Below are 15920 nucleotides of genomic sequence, written 5' to 3'. Positions count from 1 at the left end.
AAAAACTCACGCCTAACACGTATTTTTTATTTTCATTTTTCGCTAATTTGGCATAGCATACAAACTACGCTTTATTTTATAGAGTGTCATCTAATTTTAATGAATGCCCTTCAAAACAGGAGTAAATATGAAATTTCGTTTCGCTGCATTAGCTGCAACATTTTTAGCCAGTACGGCGAGCTTTGCCGGCGTAGTCACCGGTTCATCGAATATTGATTTTTTAGCCATTGATGGTCAAAAACCGGCTAAATCCATGTTAAAAGAGAATCATGCATTTAATGTGAATGATACACAAAAACACCAAGTGGTCGTGCGAGTATCCGAAATTATTCAAAGCGGTTCTGATCGTGTTTTGTTTGAGTCTGATCCGATCGTTGTGGCATTTCAGGGAACCCCTGATGATATCGTTATTTCTGCGCCTCGTTTACAAAATGAACGTGATGTAAATGCATTTAAACAGGCACCGATCATCAGCGTAAAAACGCCATCCGGAAGAGACGTTGCGAATCAGCAAGAATATTTAAAACAAGAAGGTTTCTTCCCTTCAGTGAGCTTAATTAAAGACTTAAGTGAATATAACGCCTCTGGCGCGCCTGCTGCGGTGGCAGCCTTTGCCGGTACAGCACCAGCCGCAGTGGCTGTTGGTGGCACTGCCGCAGCCGGTAAAGTCAACAAAGGCAAGGTAACATTACAAGGTGAAAATGTGGCAGAACAAATGTTGCAATATTGGTATCAACAAGCCGATAAAGAAACCCAAGCACGTTTTATTGATTGGGCGAAAAAACAAAAATAATCGGTGATTTCTTCTCATTCATTGATGTCCGAAAAGTGAGCTTGTTCGCTCACTTTTTATTTTAGGAGCACTTATGCAAACGACCTATCGCACATTGTCGGCGAATAAACACATTGCCTTAGTGGCGCATGACCACTGTAAAGCGGATTTGATAAACTGGTGTAAAACGCACCGCACTTTTTTGGCAAACCACACGCTCTATGGCACCGGTACCACAGGGAATCTTATTCATCGTGAAACCGGTTTGACCGTCAATAGTTTGCTCAGCGGTCCAATGGGCGGGGATCAACAACTCGGTGGCTTAATCGCTGAAAACAAAATTGACTTAATGATTTTCTTCTGGGACCCGATGAATGCCGTACCGCATGATCCCGATGTTAAAGCTTTAATGCGTATTGCCACCGTTTGGAATATTCCTGTTGCAATGAATATGGCAAGTGCCGATTTTCTGGTTTCTTCACCACTCTTTAACGACACCTGCGATATTCGTATTCCGGACTATCAAGGTTATTTAAACGAACGCTTAAAATAGATATTGTTATGAATTTGAGCCTGATTTTAAATATTCTCAATTTTGTCCTTGGGGGATTCGCGACAACCTTAGGTTGGCTATTCGCTACCCTCATGAGTGCCGTCTTGATCGTTACATTGCCTTATACGCGTAGTTGTTGGGAAATTTGTAAAATGTCATTGGTTCCCTTTGGCAACGATTTGATTCATGTGAAGTATTTAGAACCCAAAAGTGCGGTGGGAAATTCTCTCGGATCGTTACTCAATGTTGTCTGGTTCATTCTTTTCGGTTGGTGGCTGTTTCTTGCTCATGTTTTTTGTGGCATTTCTCAATGTCTAACCATCATCGGTATCCCAACCGGCTTGGCAAATTTCCATATCGCCAGAATTGCGTTATTTCCTGTGGGGCAACGGGTTGTTCCTAAAGCGATGGTGGATTTGATTCGTCAACAACACGCAATGCAATATGATCGTTTTTATAAGTAGTCTTAAGGATTTCGCATGAATCACTGGTTTAATGCAAAAGTGATTGCCTCCATTCCGATTTTTATTGCCGTCAATTTGGCGGTGATTGCCATTTGGTATTTTGATATTTCCGAGCAAAGTATGCCCTTGGTCTTGGGCATTATTGCCGGCGGTTTGGTGGATTTAGATAACCGATTAACCGGTCGAATCAAAAATGTATTTTATACGCTGCTCGCATTTTCAGTTTCTACCATCAGTGTGCAGCTGAGTATCAACCATAATTTCCAATTTATGGTGTTGATGACGGCGATGACCTTTGTTTTCACCATGATTGGGGCAATCGGACAACGTTATAGCACCATCGCGTTCGGTACGTTAGTCGTCGCGCTATACACCACACTGACGTATTTGCCGGAAACCGTGTGGTATATGAATCCATTAATGATTTTGTGCGGAACATTGCTTTATAGCGTAACCACCCTTTGTGTGCATTTATTTTTTCCTAACCGTCCCGTACAGGAAAGCGTTGCAAAATCGTTTATTGCACTAGCCAATTACCTTGATGCGAAAGCCACTTTTTTTGATCCTGACGATATTGAGCAAATTGAAAATAAGCATATCGCCATGGCAATGAAAAATAGTGAACTGATAAGTGCATTTAATGAGACGAGAACGGCGCTGTTTTATCGTATCCGAGGACAACACCGCCACAGCCGTACGACCAAAATGATTCGCTATTATTTCTCTGCGCAAGATATTCATGAGCGCATTAGTTCCAATCATTTTGATTACCAAACCCTTGCGGAGCACCTGAAAAATACCGATTTAATTTTTCGGATTCAACGCTTACTGGAACTCCAAGCCCAAGCGTGCCGTGATATTGCCCTAAGTTTGCAACAAAATAAAACCTACCGTTATGACCTGCGTTTAGAAAAAGCCATTAACGGATTAAATCAATCGTTCGAGCTTTATAGTAATAGCCATATTGAAGAAACCGAAAATCTTATCAATCTCCAAACATTACTGGATAATTTAAAAAGCGTTGACTATCAATTACGTCATATTGATCAAGAAGTGAACGAGTTGGAACAAACCGATACGGCTCAAATTTATACGGAACAAATTACCGGCTTTAAAAATATCCTGCTTGCCCTGCGTAGCCACTTTAATTTCAATTCGCAACTCTTTCGCCATGCGGTACGTTTGTCGATTGTGGTGTTTATTTGTTGCACCATCGGCGAATTTTTGCCGTTAGATCGGGCGTATTGGGTGTTATTAACCGCTGTTTTTGTTTGTCAGCCCAACTACACGGCCACTAAACTGCGTTTAAAACAACGCATTGTCGGCACCATTCTTGGCGTCATTCTGGCATCACTTCTACCTTATGCGAATCCGACACTGGAGTTACAATTAGGCTTAATCGTGCTGACCAGCACGCTCTTTTTCTTTTTCCGTACCAATAATTACAGCTTTTCCACCTTCTTCATTACCTTACAGGTTATTTTCAGCTTTGATGTGATGGGATTTAATGTGGAACAAGCGCTTTATTCTCGCGTCATTGACACCCTGATCGGGGCGACCATTTCTTGGTTTGCCGTGTCTTACTTATGGCCGGATTGGAAGTATTTGCAATTGGATAAAGTTAGCCGTCAGGCAATCAAAAGCGATGCGAAATATTTGTTGTATATCATCAGTCAATTACAGTTTGGCAAAGGCGATAACTTGAAATACCGAATTGCCCGCCGCTATGCCCATGAATATGCTTCGGCATTAAGCGCTACCATCTCCAATATGAACCATGAGCCGAAAAAATATCAGGCGCATTTACAGGCAGGATTTGAGCTTTTAAAAATTAACTATTCTCTGCTGAGTTACATTTCTACGCTAGGGGCTTACCGCAGTAAAATGAAACAAATGCAACAAAGCACCTTTTTCTTGGCGGAGTTTTATCCGGCAGCGAAGAAAATTATTTACATTTTAGAGCATATTGAACAGCTTACACCGATGGTTTTCGAGAAATTACAAAATAACATTGAAGTGAGTTTAAAACAGGCACAAAGCCATTTAGAAAAAAATCATAAAGTGGCACAGCTGCAAGGACACATTCCAATGCAGCAACTTAGCATGATCAACCAAATTTTACCGCCGCTTTACCATGCCGTTCATAAATGTTGTTAAACATCAATCAGGATCAAAATGGCTGCCTCACCGCCCCATTCCTTTGGGGCTTGGTGCAATGCTCGCACTTTCGGGTGTTGCACTAGCCAACGGGGAATCTGGCGTTTTAACGTATAAGTGCCGTAACCTGTCATGATACTGGCGCAATAAAGATGCTCTTTCTCGCAGGTTTGAATTAATGCCGCCAGCTCTAATTTTGCCTGTTCACGCGTTAAGCCATGCAAATCCAAAAAAATCTCCGGTGAAAAATCGCCACGCCGTAATTGTTTCAACAAATGGGAATCTTCATTTTCACGCAAATATTTGACCGCACTTTCCTCATTTAACAACGGCTCATATTCATCAGAAAAATAAAATAACGTGTCCTGTTGTTCACGCTGTTCTTTTATTGTTGCCAGTGCTTTCTTTTTATGGGGGCGTGCCGCCACAAAAGTATCCTGTTTTAACGGTTTCACGCCTTTCATTTCAGCGCGAAACAGGGAAATTGCTTCCTCATCTAACATTTCGTTTCCTATCTCAAATATGGTATAACTACGCGCAATTTTAACATTGATACGAGCAAATCATGAACCAAATTACCTTCAATCAGGAACTTATTGACGATATTTATTCCACCAACGTGCAAGAAGAACTGCACACGATCAAAGATTTTCTACGTTGGTGCTACAGCACCTTCAATCGTGCCGACATTTACTACGGACACGGCTACGACAATGCTTGGGATGAAGCACAACAACTGGTCTTAGCTACCTTGCACCTACCGCCAGATTTCCCAAGCGAATTGTATGACACCCGACTCACGACGGCAGAAAAGCTCGAAATCATCCGCTTGGTCATCATCCGCATTGAAAAACGCATTCCTGTCGCTTACTTAATTCACCGTGCTTGGTTCTGCGGCTTAGAGTTTTATGTGGATGAACGCGTGATTGTTCCTCGCTCTCCCATCAGTGCCTTGATTGAACAAGGGTTCGCCGGCTTATTAACGCATGAGCCGCAACGCATTTTAGATATGTGTACCGGCAGCGGCTGTATTGCGATCGCCTGTGCGGAGCGCTTCCCTGAAGCCGATGTGGATGCCGTTGATCTTTCTTTTGATGCGTTAAATGTTGCCGAAATCAACATTGAACGCCACAATTTAACTCACCGCGTCTTCCCGATTCAATCGGATTTATTCTCCCGTTTATTGGAAGAACAGTATGATCTCATTGTCACTAATCCACCTTATGTGGATCTAGAAGATCTCTCCGATATGCCGGAAGAATTTCACTACGAACCGGAAATGGCTCTCGGCTCCGGCAATGATGGGTTAACTATCACTAAAGAAATCCTACGCCTAGCGCCGAATTACTTAGCGGACGATGGTGTATTAGTCTGCGAAGTGGGCAACAGCATGGTACATTTAATTGAACAATTCCCACAAGTGCCGTTTAACTGGCTTGAACTCGCCAATGGCGGCGTGGGTGTATTCGCCTTAACCAAAGCCCAATTGCTTGAACATCAAGCGGCATTTGCTTAAGGTGCCTATTTTATTTAGATAGAGTGAATGACCGGTAAATAGCCGACCATTAAATCCAATGGGCGACTGCCGGTCATAGTATTTTTTCTGTTTTCAATGAAAAATCTTGATGTCATGGCTTTTTCACCGTGATTGAAGAAAATTTCCACAATGGAACGATCAAAGAATATTTCTACGGTTTGTAGGTTTGCGATTTCACAAAAACGCTTACTGCCGAATGTTTCCATGAGTTCGGTTTGCTCGCTTTGGCTGCGATCTAAGCAAATCACGCCGTTTTTATAAGAAAGACGCAAGGATTGTCCTTTGTCATTTTGGAAGAAGGTTAAATCAAAAGCTTGGTGATTAGCCTCAAATTTGACATAGGCACGATCTAAATCAGCAATTTCAATGTTTTTATTAAGATGAAACGTTGAAAGTGCGGTCAAGTTTTCATAGATTTTTGCAATCGGGCGTTGATAGATTTTAGCGCCTTCTAAGCGTAATTCTCGCGGCAAGGTTAAGGCAGAATGCCATTTGAATTTGTCCGTTGGATAGGTTAAATCCGGCAAACCAATCCAGCCGAAAAGCACAGCATGGGTTTTATTATTCAAACCGCCGAAGGTTTGTGGGGCATAGAAATCAAAGCCTTGATCCAACTCGCCGATATATTCTGCGTCAAAGGTTAACTCCGTTAATTTCCCCACCGCATAAGTCGCATGGTAATTATTTTGGAATTGATGCGCTTCACGATCTTTGCCTTGAGGCGACCAAATAAACACATCTTTATCGCCCAGTTTCAACAAATCAGGGCATTCCCACATAAATACATTGGTATTATCAAACGCCGGCAAGGAAAGCTCACCTAGCAAACGCGGTGTATCTTCAAGATCGTCCATTTCAAAAATAATCGCCGTGCCGGTGAGATTTTCCCGTTGTGCACCGCAGATAAAACGGATTTTACCGTTTTCAGTGAAATAAGGTTTCGGATCGCGAACGTGTTCCGTATAGCCTTCAGGCGCATTTTCAATTAATGGACGCTTGCTGATCAATTTTCCATCAAGATCGAAAATGGCTAAATTTTGGAACGGCATACGCTGATTATCGCTTGGGCGACGGGTGTTACCGGTATAAAACATGGCTAATTTATCATCGACTTTTAACGCGCCACCGGAATAACAGCCGTGAGATTCAAAAAGCTCACAAGGAATGAGATCGTCAGCAGATTGATAATGTTGGAAATCTTTGGTGATTAAATGTTTCCAATGTTTCATGCCGTGTATGGCATCAAAAGGAAACCATTGATAAAAAAGGTGATATTTCTCGCCATCAAAGATGAGACCGTTAGGATCGTTCATTAGTCCGGTGGGTGGCGCAATATGAAAGTGCGGTCGAAAATCCTTGTCTTTTTGCACGGTTTGCGCAATGTCCGCAAGTTCACCGGATTCTGCCGCAAGGATACTTTTGTATTTGCCATTGTTAAAAATCTGCATGGGATTTCTCCGTTTGGACGGGGGAGGCTTATCGTGAGAAAGCTAAATATCACGCGACGCTGTTTGGTGAAAATAAATCATTTAAAAGCGTGAGTTAGTTCACAAATTTGTAAATAAGCGTTTGCGTTGTTAGGTGGCGTTGAGTATGCTTAACCCTATAAAAACAAGTGCTATAAAAATAGCCAAACATATTTTGCTTTCCGAGTAGTGCCTCTGTGAGGCACTTTTTTTTGCTTAATAAACCGTGATCATCATGGGGATCTATTGCATTTATGCTCATAAAACAAAGCCTGCTCGGTGTTGAGCAGACTTTGATCTCACTTAAAGTAAATTGCTGATAAAAATGACCAAAATAATAAATGGTACGACAAATTTCACATAGTTAAACCAAAGTTTGGTAAAAGTAGAATCTGGCGTTGGAGACAGTTCTTTTTTTGCTTCGTCTTTTAACACGAAACCCACGAAAAGCGCGCAACCAAGTGCGGTAAGCATAAACAGAATATTGCCACTGACGAAATCAAAGGCATCGAAAATGCTTTTGCCGAAGAAGGTGACATCTTTCCAAAGATTATCCCCTAAAATAGACGGCACGTTGCCCAAGAGAAAAATTCCGCTGAGCGTTAGAATAATGGCTTTGCTACGGCGCATTCTGAGTTTTTCTTGCAAGGCCGTGATGATCACTTCGTAAATGGTGATAGATGTTGTTAAAGCAGCGATAAGCAATAAGCCAAAGAAGATAATTGCAAAGAATTTACCTGCCCATAAATGGGAGAATACGATTGGCAAACTTTGGAATACCAATGTTGGGCCGGCATTCGGTTCAATGCCAAAGGTAAACAAAGACGGGAAAATCATAAAGCCGGCTAACACGGCAATAATGGTGTTAGTGAAGCCGGTGATTACCGCTGTCTGGATCAAGTTTTCTTCTTTATTTAAGTAGCTGGAAAGGGTGATCAATACGCCAAAACCGAGACTTAAAGCGAAGAAAACTTGTCCCAACACGAACACAAATAATTTGGGGGTAATTTTAGAAAAATCCGGTTTGAGGTAAAAGGTGATGCCTTCCATTGCCCCCGGCAAGGTAATATTACGAATAACCATGCCAATCAAGAAAATAAACAGCAATGGCATTAAGTATTTCACAGAGCGTTCAATACCACCGATAATGCCTTTTGCCAAAATAATGTAATTGACGAGTACAAAAAGTGCGGTGTAAATAATGATTTCAACCGGGCTGTTACTGATGTGTAAATCGTAGAAATCTTTTGCGACATCTTTGGTGATGGGCGTAGAAATATCAAGCGTACCGCTGATGAGATTAATGATATAGGTAATCACCCAGCCGCCAAGTACCATGTAATACGCCATGATCCCGAACGCACCGAGAAGCCCCATATAACCAAGCAGTTTCCAATATTTAGAAATTCCTTTGCCTTTATCTAAAATTTTATCGCCAAAGGCATCAATGGAGTTGACCCGTAAACGACGGCCAATCACGTTTTCTACTAAAATCATTGGAATACCAATGACAATCATCGCAATGCAAAATAGCAAGACATAGGCACCGCCACCGTTTTCTCCCACTAAATAGGGAAAGCGCCATGTTGCGCCAAAACCGACGGTTGCGCCGGCAACGGTAAGCACATAAGTTAAACGATTGGACCAGGTTTGTCGTTCTAATTTTGGTGTTGTCATAAGTTTTCCTGTATTTTTAATATTCTGTTTTATTTTTATATTCGCATAAATCTTCAATGATGCACGCACCGCAGCGAGGTTTGCGCGCTACGCAAGTATATCGTCCATGCAAAATTAACCAGTGGTGTACATCCACCTTAAATTCGGCAGGAACCACTTTTATCAATTTTTCTTCGACTTTCACCACATCTTTGCCAGGCGCAAAGCCGGTACGGTTGCAGACGCGAAAAATATGGGTATCCACGGCGATAGTCGGGTGTCCAAATGCGGTATTTAATACCACATTGGCCGTTTTTCTTCCTACGCCGGTAAGGGCTTCTAACGCTTCGCGATCTTCAGGCACTTCACCGTGGTGTTTTTCAATTAAATCACGGCAGGTTTTGATGATATTTTCTGCTTTGCTATTAAATAGACCAATCGTTTTGATGTATTCCTTCAAGCCATCCACGCCCAATGCCAAAATTGCCTGCGGTGTATTGGCAACAGGAAAGAGTTTATCTGTCGCTTTATTTACTCCTTTGTCAGTGGCTTGTGCTGACAAAATCACGGCGATCAATAATTCAAAGGGCGAGCTAAAATTCAGTTCCGTGGTTGGGTGCGGATTGGCAGCACGCAGACGTTTTAGAATTTCAATTCTTTTTTCTTTATTCATACTTTTCCTTCTACTTTTTTGCTTGTGCAAAAAAGTAGCAAAAAACACACCCCAAGCTAATTTGCTTGTCTGAGCTTGGTGAGAATTTTCTTTACGGAAAATTTAGAACTCGCAACTAGGTTGTTCAGACAAGCTAAATTTTCCTAAAAATTCTCAGTCGCTCAGGCAAATTAGATGGGGACGAATTATCTGAGCATTATTTATTTTTAAACTACTTTTTTGTATCTATGATATTTTTTAACGCTAATAGCAACGCTAAACCGATAAATGCACCGGGGGGCAAAATTGCCAGCAGCAGGTTACTGTCGTTATGGAAAAATTCAATTCGCATAAATGCCGCCCAATCGCCTAGCAGATTTTCAATGCCGTCGAACAGGGTGCCGTTGCCGATAGCTTCACGTAGGCCACCTAATGCGACCAAGCCACATAACATCCCCAACCCCATGGAAAAACCATCAAAGGCAGAATGGGCGATGCTGTTCTTTGAGGCAAAGGCTTCCGCCCGCCCGATCACAATACAGTTGGTCACAATCAGCGGAATAAAAATACCGAGTGATTGGTAAAGCGGGTAAGTATAAGCATTCATCAGTAACTGCACCACAGTAACCGTCGTGGCAATGATCATGACGTAAATCGGAATCCGAATTTCGTTGGGAATATGTTGACGAAAAATCGATATGACCGTATTGGTACAGGTGAGTACCAGCATGGTGGCTAACCCCAAACCCAGGGCATTCGTTGCCGTATTGGACACAGCAAGTAGCGGACACAATCCCAGCAATTGCACCACCGTGGAGTTATTCGTCCAAATACCTTGAACGAAAATGGTTTTCCAAATGCTTTTTTCATTTGAAATGGTCACCGCACTTTTATTTTCGACAGATTGGCTTTCTGCCGGCGTTTCAGTTATTTCATCTCGTTTATCCATTATTCTTTCTCTTTCGGTAAATTATCCAACATCGCCAGTGCAGCGCGTTTTACTTGATTGACCACAGCGCGTGGCGTGATTGTCGCTCCGGCGAATTGATCGAATTTACCGCCGTCTTTTTTGACTGCCCATTCTGGCGCTTTCTCTTGGCTGATGACTTGATGATCAAAGCTCAAAATCCAATTGGAAATACGCGTTTCGATTTTATCGCCCAAGCCCGGCGTTTCATGGTGTTCCGTAATGCGCACACCAAGCACTTCGCCATCCGGCTTCATGCCAACTAAAATACGAATATCACCGGAGTAACCGTCATGCGCCACGCTTTCAAAAGCATAAGCGGTGATTTTGCCGTCTTTTTTGGCTGTACAGATTTTTTGAATATCCACGTTTTGTAACGCGTGGTTTTTCGGCGTGTAGCAATCTTGCGTTAAATCATTCGTAAAATAGTCCTGTGGAATCACTTGTAATAGTAACGCCCGTTGTTGCGCTTGCATTGCCTGATCGATTTTATCTTTCGTGAGAAAATAAACGCCGCTCGAAATTGCTGTGCAACAAAATGCCACAAAAGCCAATAACACGCCGTATTTGGAGGTGATTTTGATTGCTTGCATGATGTCTCCTTATCCGCGATGACCGGCGACCCGTGGACGGGTGTAATGATCGATTAATGGCACGCAAATGTTGCTGAGCAAGACAGCAAATGCCACGCCGTCAGGGTAGTTGCCATAAAACCGAATTAAATAAACGAATAATCCCACCAATGCACCAAATACCAATTTGCCTTTCGGCGTAATCGAAGCCGTAACCGGATCAGTGGCGATAAAGAATGCGCCGAACATCATGGCACCGCTGAAGAGTTGGCTTGCCGTGCTTAAGTGACCACTCGTTGAGAAGAGTTCGGTTAACAGACTCAAAAGGGTAAAGCTACTTAACATTGCCACGGGAATGTGCCAGTGAATGGCTTTTTTCAGGATTAAGAAAATTCCACCCAGTAAAAAGGCGAAATTGATTTGCCACCAACCTTGCGCAAAATCCCAACCGTTTTGGGTAAATATCGGTAATTTCACTAAGTCGGCATAAACCGAACTGATATTGTGATCGGAAGCCTGTGTGGCGTAAAACAATTTCGTGGTATCCAGCGGCGTGGCTTGTGTCATGCCGTCAATGGAGGCGGTTAATTGGTGTAAGCTAAAACCATCGGTGGTTAAACCATGAAAAATCAATTGTAAGGCATCGGCAAAGGTTGGCGGTTCCGGCAGAAGTTGAATCGCCGGCATCCAAGTCGTCATTTGCAATGGGAATGAGGTCAACAACACTACATACCCTACCATAGCAGGGTTAAAGGGATTTTGCCCTAATCCGCCATAAACGTGCTTGCCCAAAATCACCGCACAAAATGTGCCAATAAGAATAATCCAATAAGGCGCATAAGGCGGAATCGCCACCGCAAGAATCAGTGCGGTCAAAATTACACTCAAATCGGAAAGGTAACTCAAGGTCGGTTGTTTGCGCAAAAAAGTCACCAACAATTCCAGCACCAAAGCAAAACTGATTGCCAAGGCGGCTTGAATCAGCACGCCAACGCCGAAGTAATGCACTTGTAATGCAATCGCCGGCAGCATGGCTAACATCACCCAAAGCATAATTCGCATGGTGAGTTTTCCCGAATGAGTATGGGGTGAACTGATCATCTTAAACATGGGTTATTCCTTAATGCTGTTCATTTTGTTGGGCTTGCTGCGCGGCTTTTTTCGCTTTAGCACGTGCGATAGCCGCGGCAATGGCGGCTTTGCGCGGATCCGCTTCCGCTGGATTTTCATCTGAAATTTGGACCGCACTTTGGGCTGTTTCAGAGGTACTTGAAGCGACTGCATTCCCTTGCTGCGCTGTTTTTTTGGCTTTAGCACGGGCGATAGCGGCAGCAATGGCGGCTTTGCGCGGATCTGTTTCCGCTGTATTTTCATCTGAAATTTGAACCGCACTTTGTGTTGTTGCCGATTCGGCAGAGGCTACGTTTTCCCCTTGCTGCGCTGCTTTTTTCGCTTTAGCACGCGCGATCGCAGCCGCAATGGCAGCTTTGCGCGGATCCGTGTCTGCCGGATTTTCATCTGAAATTTGAACCGCACTTTGGGTTGTTTCAGGTTTGGTAGAGGCTACGGTTTCCCCTTGCTGCGCTGCTTTTTTCGCTTTAGCACGCGCGATCGCAGCAGCAATAGCGGCTTTGCGCGGATCCGTCTCTTCTGATTTTTTATCTGAAACTTGAACCGCACTTTGGTCTGTTGCCGGTTCGGCAGAGGTTACGGTTTCCCCTTGCTGCGCGGCTTTTTTTGCTTTAGCACGTGCGATAGCCGCCGCAATAGCGGCTTTGCGCGGATCCGTTTCCACAGGTTTTTCATCTGAAATTGGAACCGCACTTTGTGCTGTTGCGGGTTCGGCAGAGGTTACGGTTTCCCCTTGCTGCGCGGCTTTTTTCGCTTTAGCACGTGCGAGCGCGGCAGCAATCGCAGCTTTGCGCGGATCGGTTTCTGCCGGATTTTCATCTGAAATTTGAACCGCACTTTGGTCTATTGCCGGTTCGGCAGAGGCTACGGCTTCCGCTTGACGGGCTAATCGGCGCGCCTTGCGTTGTGCCATGATGTCGCGATTGTCAGGCTGAATATGGCCTTTTTCATCAATAAGGGTTTTTTGCTCAATTTGTGTATTTTCCGCCGCTTCCGCTTTTTTCGCTTTTAAACGTTCTAAGGCAGCGGCGACCGGATCAACGCCTTTTTGCTGTGCTAATTCTTCACGGCGTGCTGCCGCGGCTCGTTGAGAACGCGCTTTGCGTTCTTGTTCTTCCCGTTCTAGGCGGGCTTGGCGTTGTTCAAAACGGATTTTCGCCTCTTCTGCTAATTTTGCTTTATGTTTGATTTCCCAAATTTTGGCTTTTTCTTGGCGGAAATATTGAATAAGCGGAATGTGGCTTGGGCAAACATAGGCGCACACACCGCATTCAATACAGTCTTTGAGAGAATATTCTTCCGATTTTTCGTGATTTTCGCTGCGGGCAAACCAATAGAGTTGCTGCGGCATCAGTTTTACCGGGCAAGCATCGGAGCAGGCAGAGCAGCGAATACAGCTTTTTTCCGGTTCCGGTGGCGCATATTCAAAATGATCCGGTGCCAATAAGCAGTTTGCCACTTTGGTCATCGGCGCATTTAAATCAGGTAGAATGACACCCATCATTGGACCGCCCATAAAGACTGGAAAGCGGTCGTCATATTGGTAGCCGGTTTCACGCAATAAATGAGAAATCGGGGTGCCAAAGCGCGCCCAATAATTGCCTTTGTTTGGAATTTTATCACCGGTGAGAGTAACGACGCGCTCAATTAAAGGTTCATCATCAAGTACCGCGCGTTTAATGGCAAAGGCGGTTCCTACATTTTGCATGAGCACGCCAATGCTGGAAGAGCGTTGTCCGCTTGGCACTTCCATGCCTGTTAGCACTTGAATGAGTTGTTTTGCCGCACCGGACGGATATTTTGTCGGAATGATACGGATGTCAATGTCATTCGCGCCATGTAATGCATGTTCTAAGGCGGATACGGCTTCAAGTTTATTGTCTTCTATGGCGATAACGACTTTTTCAGGGCGCAAAATATAACGCAGAATACGCACGCCCTCGATGATTTCATCGGCACGATCGCGCATTAAGCGATCGTCGCAGGTGATGTAAGGTTCACATTCTGCCCCGTTAATAATCAACAGTTTGACCTGTTTTTCAGCCGAATGAATTTTTGCCGCAGTGGGGAAAACTGCACCACCCAAGCCGGCGATGCCTGCCTGATAAATTTTTTCAATGAGCTGTTCCCGCGTTTGGGTGAAAAAATCCTCGATTGGCACTTGTGGACGCCATTGATCCAAGCCATCTGCTTGAATATGTACGCAGGTTTCTGTCAGCCCGGATGGATGTGGCGCGACATAAGGCGCGATATCAATCACTGTACCGGAGGTGGGTGCATGAACAGGTAAACTTTGCAAGCCATCGCCTTGTGTCAGTGGTTGCCCTTTGAGAACCTGATCTCCGGGTTTGACTAACAAGTTTCCTGCACGACCGGCGTGTTGTTTTAACGGTACATAAAAATCATCGGGCAGGGGGAGCGTGCGAATGGGTGTGCCGTTGGATTGGGACTTCATATCCGGCGGGTGAATACCACCGTCAAATTCCCAAAGTTTGCCACTGTTAAAACGTGTTAATACATCCGCCATTTATTTCCCCACAATGATTTTCTTCTCTGCCGATGTGGTATCAACAATCGGAATCACTAGATTAGGATCGAATTTCCAATCCCAAGTATCAATATTTTTTTCGACTTTAATCATGGAAATGCAGCTGGTCGGGCAGGGCGCAACACAAAGCTCACAGCCGGTACATAAATCAGGAATAATCGTGTGCATGAGTTTATTGCTACCGATAATGGCATCTACCGGACACGCCTGAATGCATTTGGTGCAGCCGATACACATATTTTCATCAATAAAGGCGACTTTCGGCGCAGGATCTTCGGCTAAATTATCGGTCTCCGGCGGTTCAACGCCAAGGAGTTCGGCGATTTTAATGACAGTGGGTCTGCCGCCCGGAATACATTTGGTAATCACATCGCCGTTGGCAATGGCTTCAGCATAAGGTCTGCAACCGGGATAGCCACATTGGCCACATTGGCTTTGCGGTAAAATCGCATCGATTTTTTCGACAATAGGATCTGCTTCGACTTTCAGTTTTACGGATGCAAAGCCCAAAATGGCGCCGAAAATCAGCGCCAATACAACAATGGCAATGAGAACATAATAGAAAGTGGCCATTATAGTTTCACCAATCCGGTAAAGCCCATGAAGGCGAGAGACATTAAGCCTGCCGTAATCAAGGCGATAGAGGCACCACGAAATGGCATCGGCACATCAGCGGCAACCAAGCGTTCACGCAATGCGGCAAATAAGACTAAAACTAAGGCAAAACCGGCAGAGGCACCAAAGCCGTAAGCCACCGATTCCGTTAAATTATGCGCAAGATTCACGTTTAACAACGCCACGCCAAGCACGGCACAGTTGGTGGTAATAAGCGGCAGGAAAATGCCCAGTAAACGATATAAAGTTGGGCTGGTTTTGTGAATCGCCATTTCAGTAAATTGCACCACTACGGCGATGACTAAAATAAAAACGAGTGTACGTAAAAATGTTGCGTTTAATGGCGCGAGAATATAATTATCCACTAAATAGGAGCAAAGCGCCGCCACTGTCAGCACAAAGGTTGTTGCCAAGCCCATGCCGATAGCGGTTTCAATTTTTTTTGAGACGCCCATAAAAGGGCAGAGTCCAAGGAATTTCACCAACACGAAGTTATTAATCAATGCCGTGCCGATGATCAGTAGAATGTAATGTGTCATAGCGTTCAATTCGTTCGTATAAGCGGTGTATTATCGCCATTTATGGGCTTAAGAACAATAAAAAAATAAGCAAGGTAGGTGAACGAATTTTAACAAAACTGACCGCACTTTTTGATACGCCGAAAAGTGTATTTTAAAAGTGCGGTGGATTTTTCAGCCGTTTTATTATAGCCAGCCAAAGTCTGGCTGTAAAAGCCATAGGCTATGCGTATGGCGCCAAATAGCTTAAGCGATGAACAGAAAAAAATCCTCGCTATATAATGAACAAGGCTGGCAACCGAAACTCAACAT

15 protein-coding genes are annotated in these 15920 nt (G+C 44.0%); 5 read left to right on the top strand and 10 right to left on the bottom strand.

The window, feature by feature from the left end; all coding sequences use genetic code 11:
• Positions 1–127: 127 nt before the first annotated feature.
• The 4 genes from QZ106_RS02775 (at position 128) to yccS (ending at position 3946) form a co-directional block, all read left to right on the top strand.
• On the top strand, positions 128–793 hold the full coding sequence (locus QZ106_RS02775) for a DUF2057 domain-containing protein (protein ID WP_295973948.1): 666 nt from the start codon (positions 128–130) through the stop codon (positions 791–793).
• A gap of 73 nt (positions 794–866) precedes the next feature.
• Positions 867–1325: a methylglyoxal synthase gene (gene mgsA, locus QZ106_RS02770; protein ID WP_295973946.1), complete on the top strand. Its 459-nt coding sequence runs from the start codon at positions 867–869 to the stop codon at positions 1323–1325.
• 8 nt (positions 1326–1333) lie between these two features.
• Positions 1334–1789, top strand: a complete 456-nt coding sequence (locus QZ106_RS02765; protein ID WP_295973943.1) for a YccF domain-containing protein — start codon at positions 1334–1336, stop codon at positions 1787–1789.
• Positions 1790–1804: 15 nt separating this feature from the next.
• Positions 1805–3946: a YccS family putative transporter gene (gene yccS / locus QZ106_RS02760; protein ID WP_295973941.1), complete on the top strand. Its 2142-nt coding sequence runs from the start codon at positions 1805–1807 to the stop codon at positions 3944–3946.
• Here yccS and smrB read toward each other — a convergent pair.
• A complete protein-coding gene (gene smrB, locus QZ106_RS02755) occupies positions 3943–4449 on the bottom strand; it encodes an endonuclease SmrB (protein ID WP_295973938.1) in 507 nt (168 codons plus the stop codon). The two genes, yccS and smrB, sit on opposite strands and share 4 nt — an antisense overlap.
• A 62-nt stretch (positions 4450–4511) precedes the next feature.
• On the opposite strand from smrB, the gene prmB reads away from it, so the two are divergent.
• Positions 4512–5462 carry a 50S ribosomal protein L3 N(5)-glutamine methyltransferase gene (gene prmB, locus QZ106_RS02750; RefSeq protein WP_295973935.1) on the top strand — a complete coding sequence of 317 codons (951 nt, stop codon included), beginning with the start codon at positions 4512–4514 and terminating at the stop codon, positions 5460–5462.
• A gap of 14 nt (positions 5463–5476) precedes the next feature.
• Here prmB and QZ106_RS02745 read toward each other — a convergent pair whose 3' ends face one another.
• The 9 genes from QZ106_RS02745 to rsxA form a co-directional block, all read right to left on the bottom strand.
• Positions 5477–6931 (bottom strand): glycoside hydrolase family 32 protein, encoded by a 1455-nt coding sequence (locus QZ106_RS02745; RefSeq protein WP_295973933.1) that lies wholly within the window; start codon positions 6929–6931, stop codon positions 5477–5479.
• A gap of 321 nt (positions 6932–7252) precedes the next feature.
• Positions 7253–8626, bottom strand: coding sequence for a sodium-dependent transporter (locus tag QZ106_RS02740; RefSeq protein WP_295973932.1), 1374 nt, complete (start codon positions 8624–8626; stop codon positions 7253–7255).
• Positions 8627–8642: 16 nt separating this feature from the next.
• Positions 8643–9278, bottom strand: a complete 636-nt coding sequence (nth, locus tag QZ106_RS02735; RefSeq protein WP_295973930.1) for an endonuclease III — start codon at positions 9276–9278, stop codon at positions 8643–8645.
• Positions 9279–9489: 211 nt separating this feature from the next.
• Complete coding sequence (locus tag QZ106_RS02730; protein ID WP_295973929.1) at positions 9490–10206, bottom strand: electron transport complex subunit E; 717 nt, start codon at positions 10204–10206, stop codon at positions 9490–9492.
• Positions 10206–10817 carry an electron transport complex subunit RsxG gene (rsxG, locus tag QZ106_RS02725; RefSeq protein ID WP_295973926.1) on the bottom strand — a complete coding sequence of 204 codons (612 nt, stop codon included), beginning with the start codon at positions 10815–10817 and terminating at the stop codon, positions 10206–10208. Before rsxG ends, QZ106_RS02730 begins: the two co-directional genes overlap by 1 nt.
• A gap of 9 nt (positions 10818–10826) precedes the next feature.
• A complete protein-coding gene (rsxD, locus tag QZ106_RS02720) occupies positions 10827–11906 on the bottom strand; it encodes an electron transport complex subunit RsxD (RefSeq protein WP_295973924.1) in 1080 nt (359 codons plus the stop codon).
• A gap of 10 nt (positions 11907–11916) precedes the next feature.
• Positions 11917–14454 (bottom strand): electron transport complex subunit RsxC, encoded by a 2538-nt coding sequence (gene rsxC / locus QZ106_RS02715; RefSeq protein ID WP_295973921.1) that lies wholly within the window; start codon positions 14452–14454, stop codon positions 11917–11919.
• Positions 14455–15048, bottom strand: a complete 594-nt coding sequence (rsxB, locus tag QZ106_RS02710) for an electron transport complex subunit RsxB (RefSeq protein ID WP_209364544.1) — start codon at positions 15046–15048, stop codon at positions 14455–14457.
• A complete protein-coding gene (gene rsxA / locus QZ106_RS02705; RefSeq protein ID WP_209364546.1) occupies positions 15048–15629 on the bottom strand; it encodes an electron transport complex subunit RsxA in 582 nt (193 codons plus the stop codon). Before rsxA ends, rsxB begins: the two co-directional genes overlap by 1 nt.
• Positions 15630–15920 lie beyond the last annotated feature (291 nt).

Source organism: uncultured Aggregatibacter sp. (assembly GCF_901873365.1).
Lineage (GTDB): Bacteria > Pseudomonadota > Gammaproteobacteria > Enterobacterales > Pasteurellaceae > Aggregatibacter.
This window is presented reverse-complemented; position numbering and strand designations above follow the sequence as displayed.

Coding starts and splice junctions, on each gene's coding strand:
- QZ106_RS02745 (WP_295973933.1), bottom strand. CDS start 6,931: ATGCAGATTTTTAACAATGGCAAATACAAAAGTATCCTTGCGGCAGAA.
- rsxA (WP_209364546.1), bottom strand. CDS start 15,629: ATGACACATTACATTCTACTGATCATCGGCACGGCATTGATTAATAAC.
- rsxD (WP_295973924.1), bottom strand. CDS start 11,906: ATGTTTAAGATGATCAGTTCACCCCATACTCATTCGGGAAAACTCACC.
- QZ106_RS02740 (WP_295973932.1), bottom strand. CDS start 8,626: ATGACAACACCAAAATTAGAACGACAAACCTGGTCCAATCGTTTAACT.
- mgsA (WP_295973946.1), top strand. CDS start 867: ATGCAAACGACCTATCGCACATTGTCGGCGAATAAACACATTGCCTTA.
- yccS (WP_295973941.1), top strand. CDS start 1,805: ATGAATCACTGGTTTAATGCAAAAGTGATTGCCTCCATTCCGATTTTT.
- smrB (WP_295973938.1), bottom strand. CDS start 4,449: ATGTTAGATGAGGAAGCAATTTCCCTGTTTCGCGCTGAAATGAAAGGC.
- nth (WP_295973930.1), bottom strand. CDS start 9,278: ATGAATAAAGAAAAAAGAATTGAAATTCTAAAACGTCTGCGTGCTGCC.
- rsxC (WP_295973921.1), bottom strand. CDS start 14,454: ATGGCGGATGTATTAACACGTTTTAACAGTGGCAAACTTTGGGAATTT.
- QZ106_RS02775 (WP_295973948.1), top strand. CDS start 128: ATGAAATTTCGTTTCGCTGCATTAGCTGCAACATTTTTAGCCAGTACG.
- QZ106_RS02765 (WP_295973943.1), top strand. CDS start 1,334: ATGAATTTGAGCCTGATTTTAAATATTCTCAATTTTGTCCTTGGGGGA.
- rsxB (WP_209364544.1), bottom strand. CDS start 15,048: ATGGCCACTTTCTATTATGTTCTCATTGCCATTGTTGTATTGGCGCTG.
- rsxG (WP_295973926.1), bottom strand. CDS start 10,817: ATGCAAGCAATCAAAATCACCTCCAAATACGGCGTGTTATTGGCTTTT.
- QZ106_RS02730 (WP_295973929.1), bottom strand. CDS start 10,206: ATGGATAAACGAGATGAAATAACTGAAACGCCGGCAGAAAGCCAATCT.
- prmB (WP_295973935.1), top strand. CDS start 4,512: ATGAACCAAATTACCTTCAATCAGGAACTTATTGACGATATTTATTCC.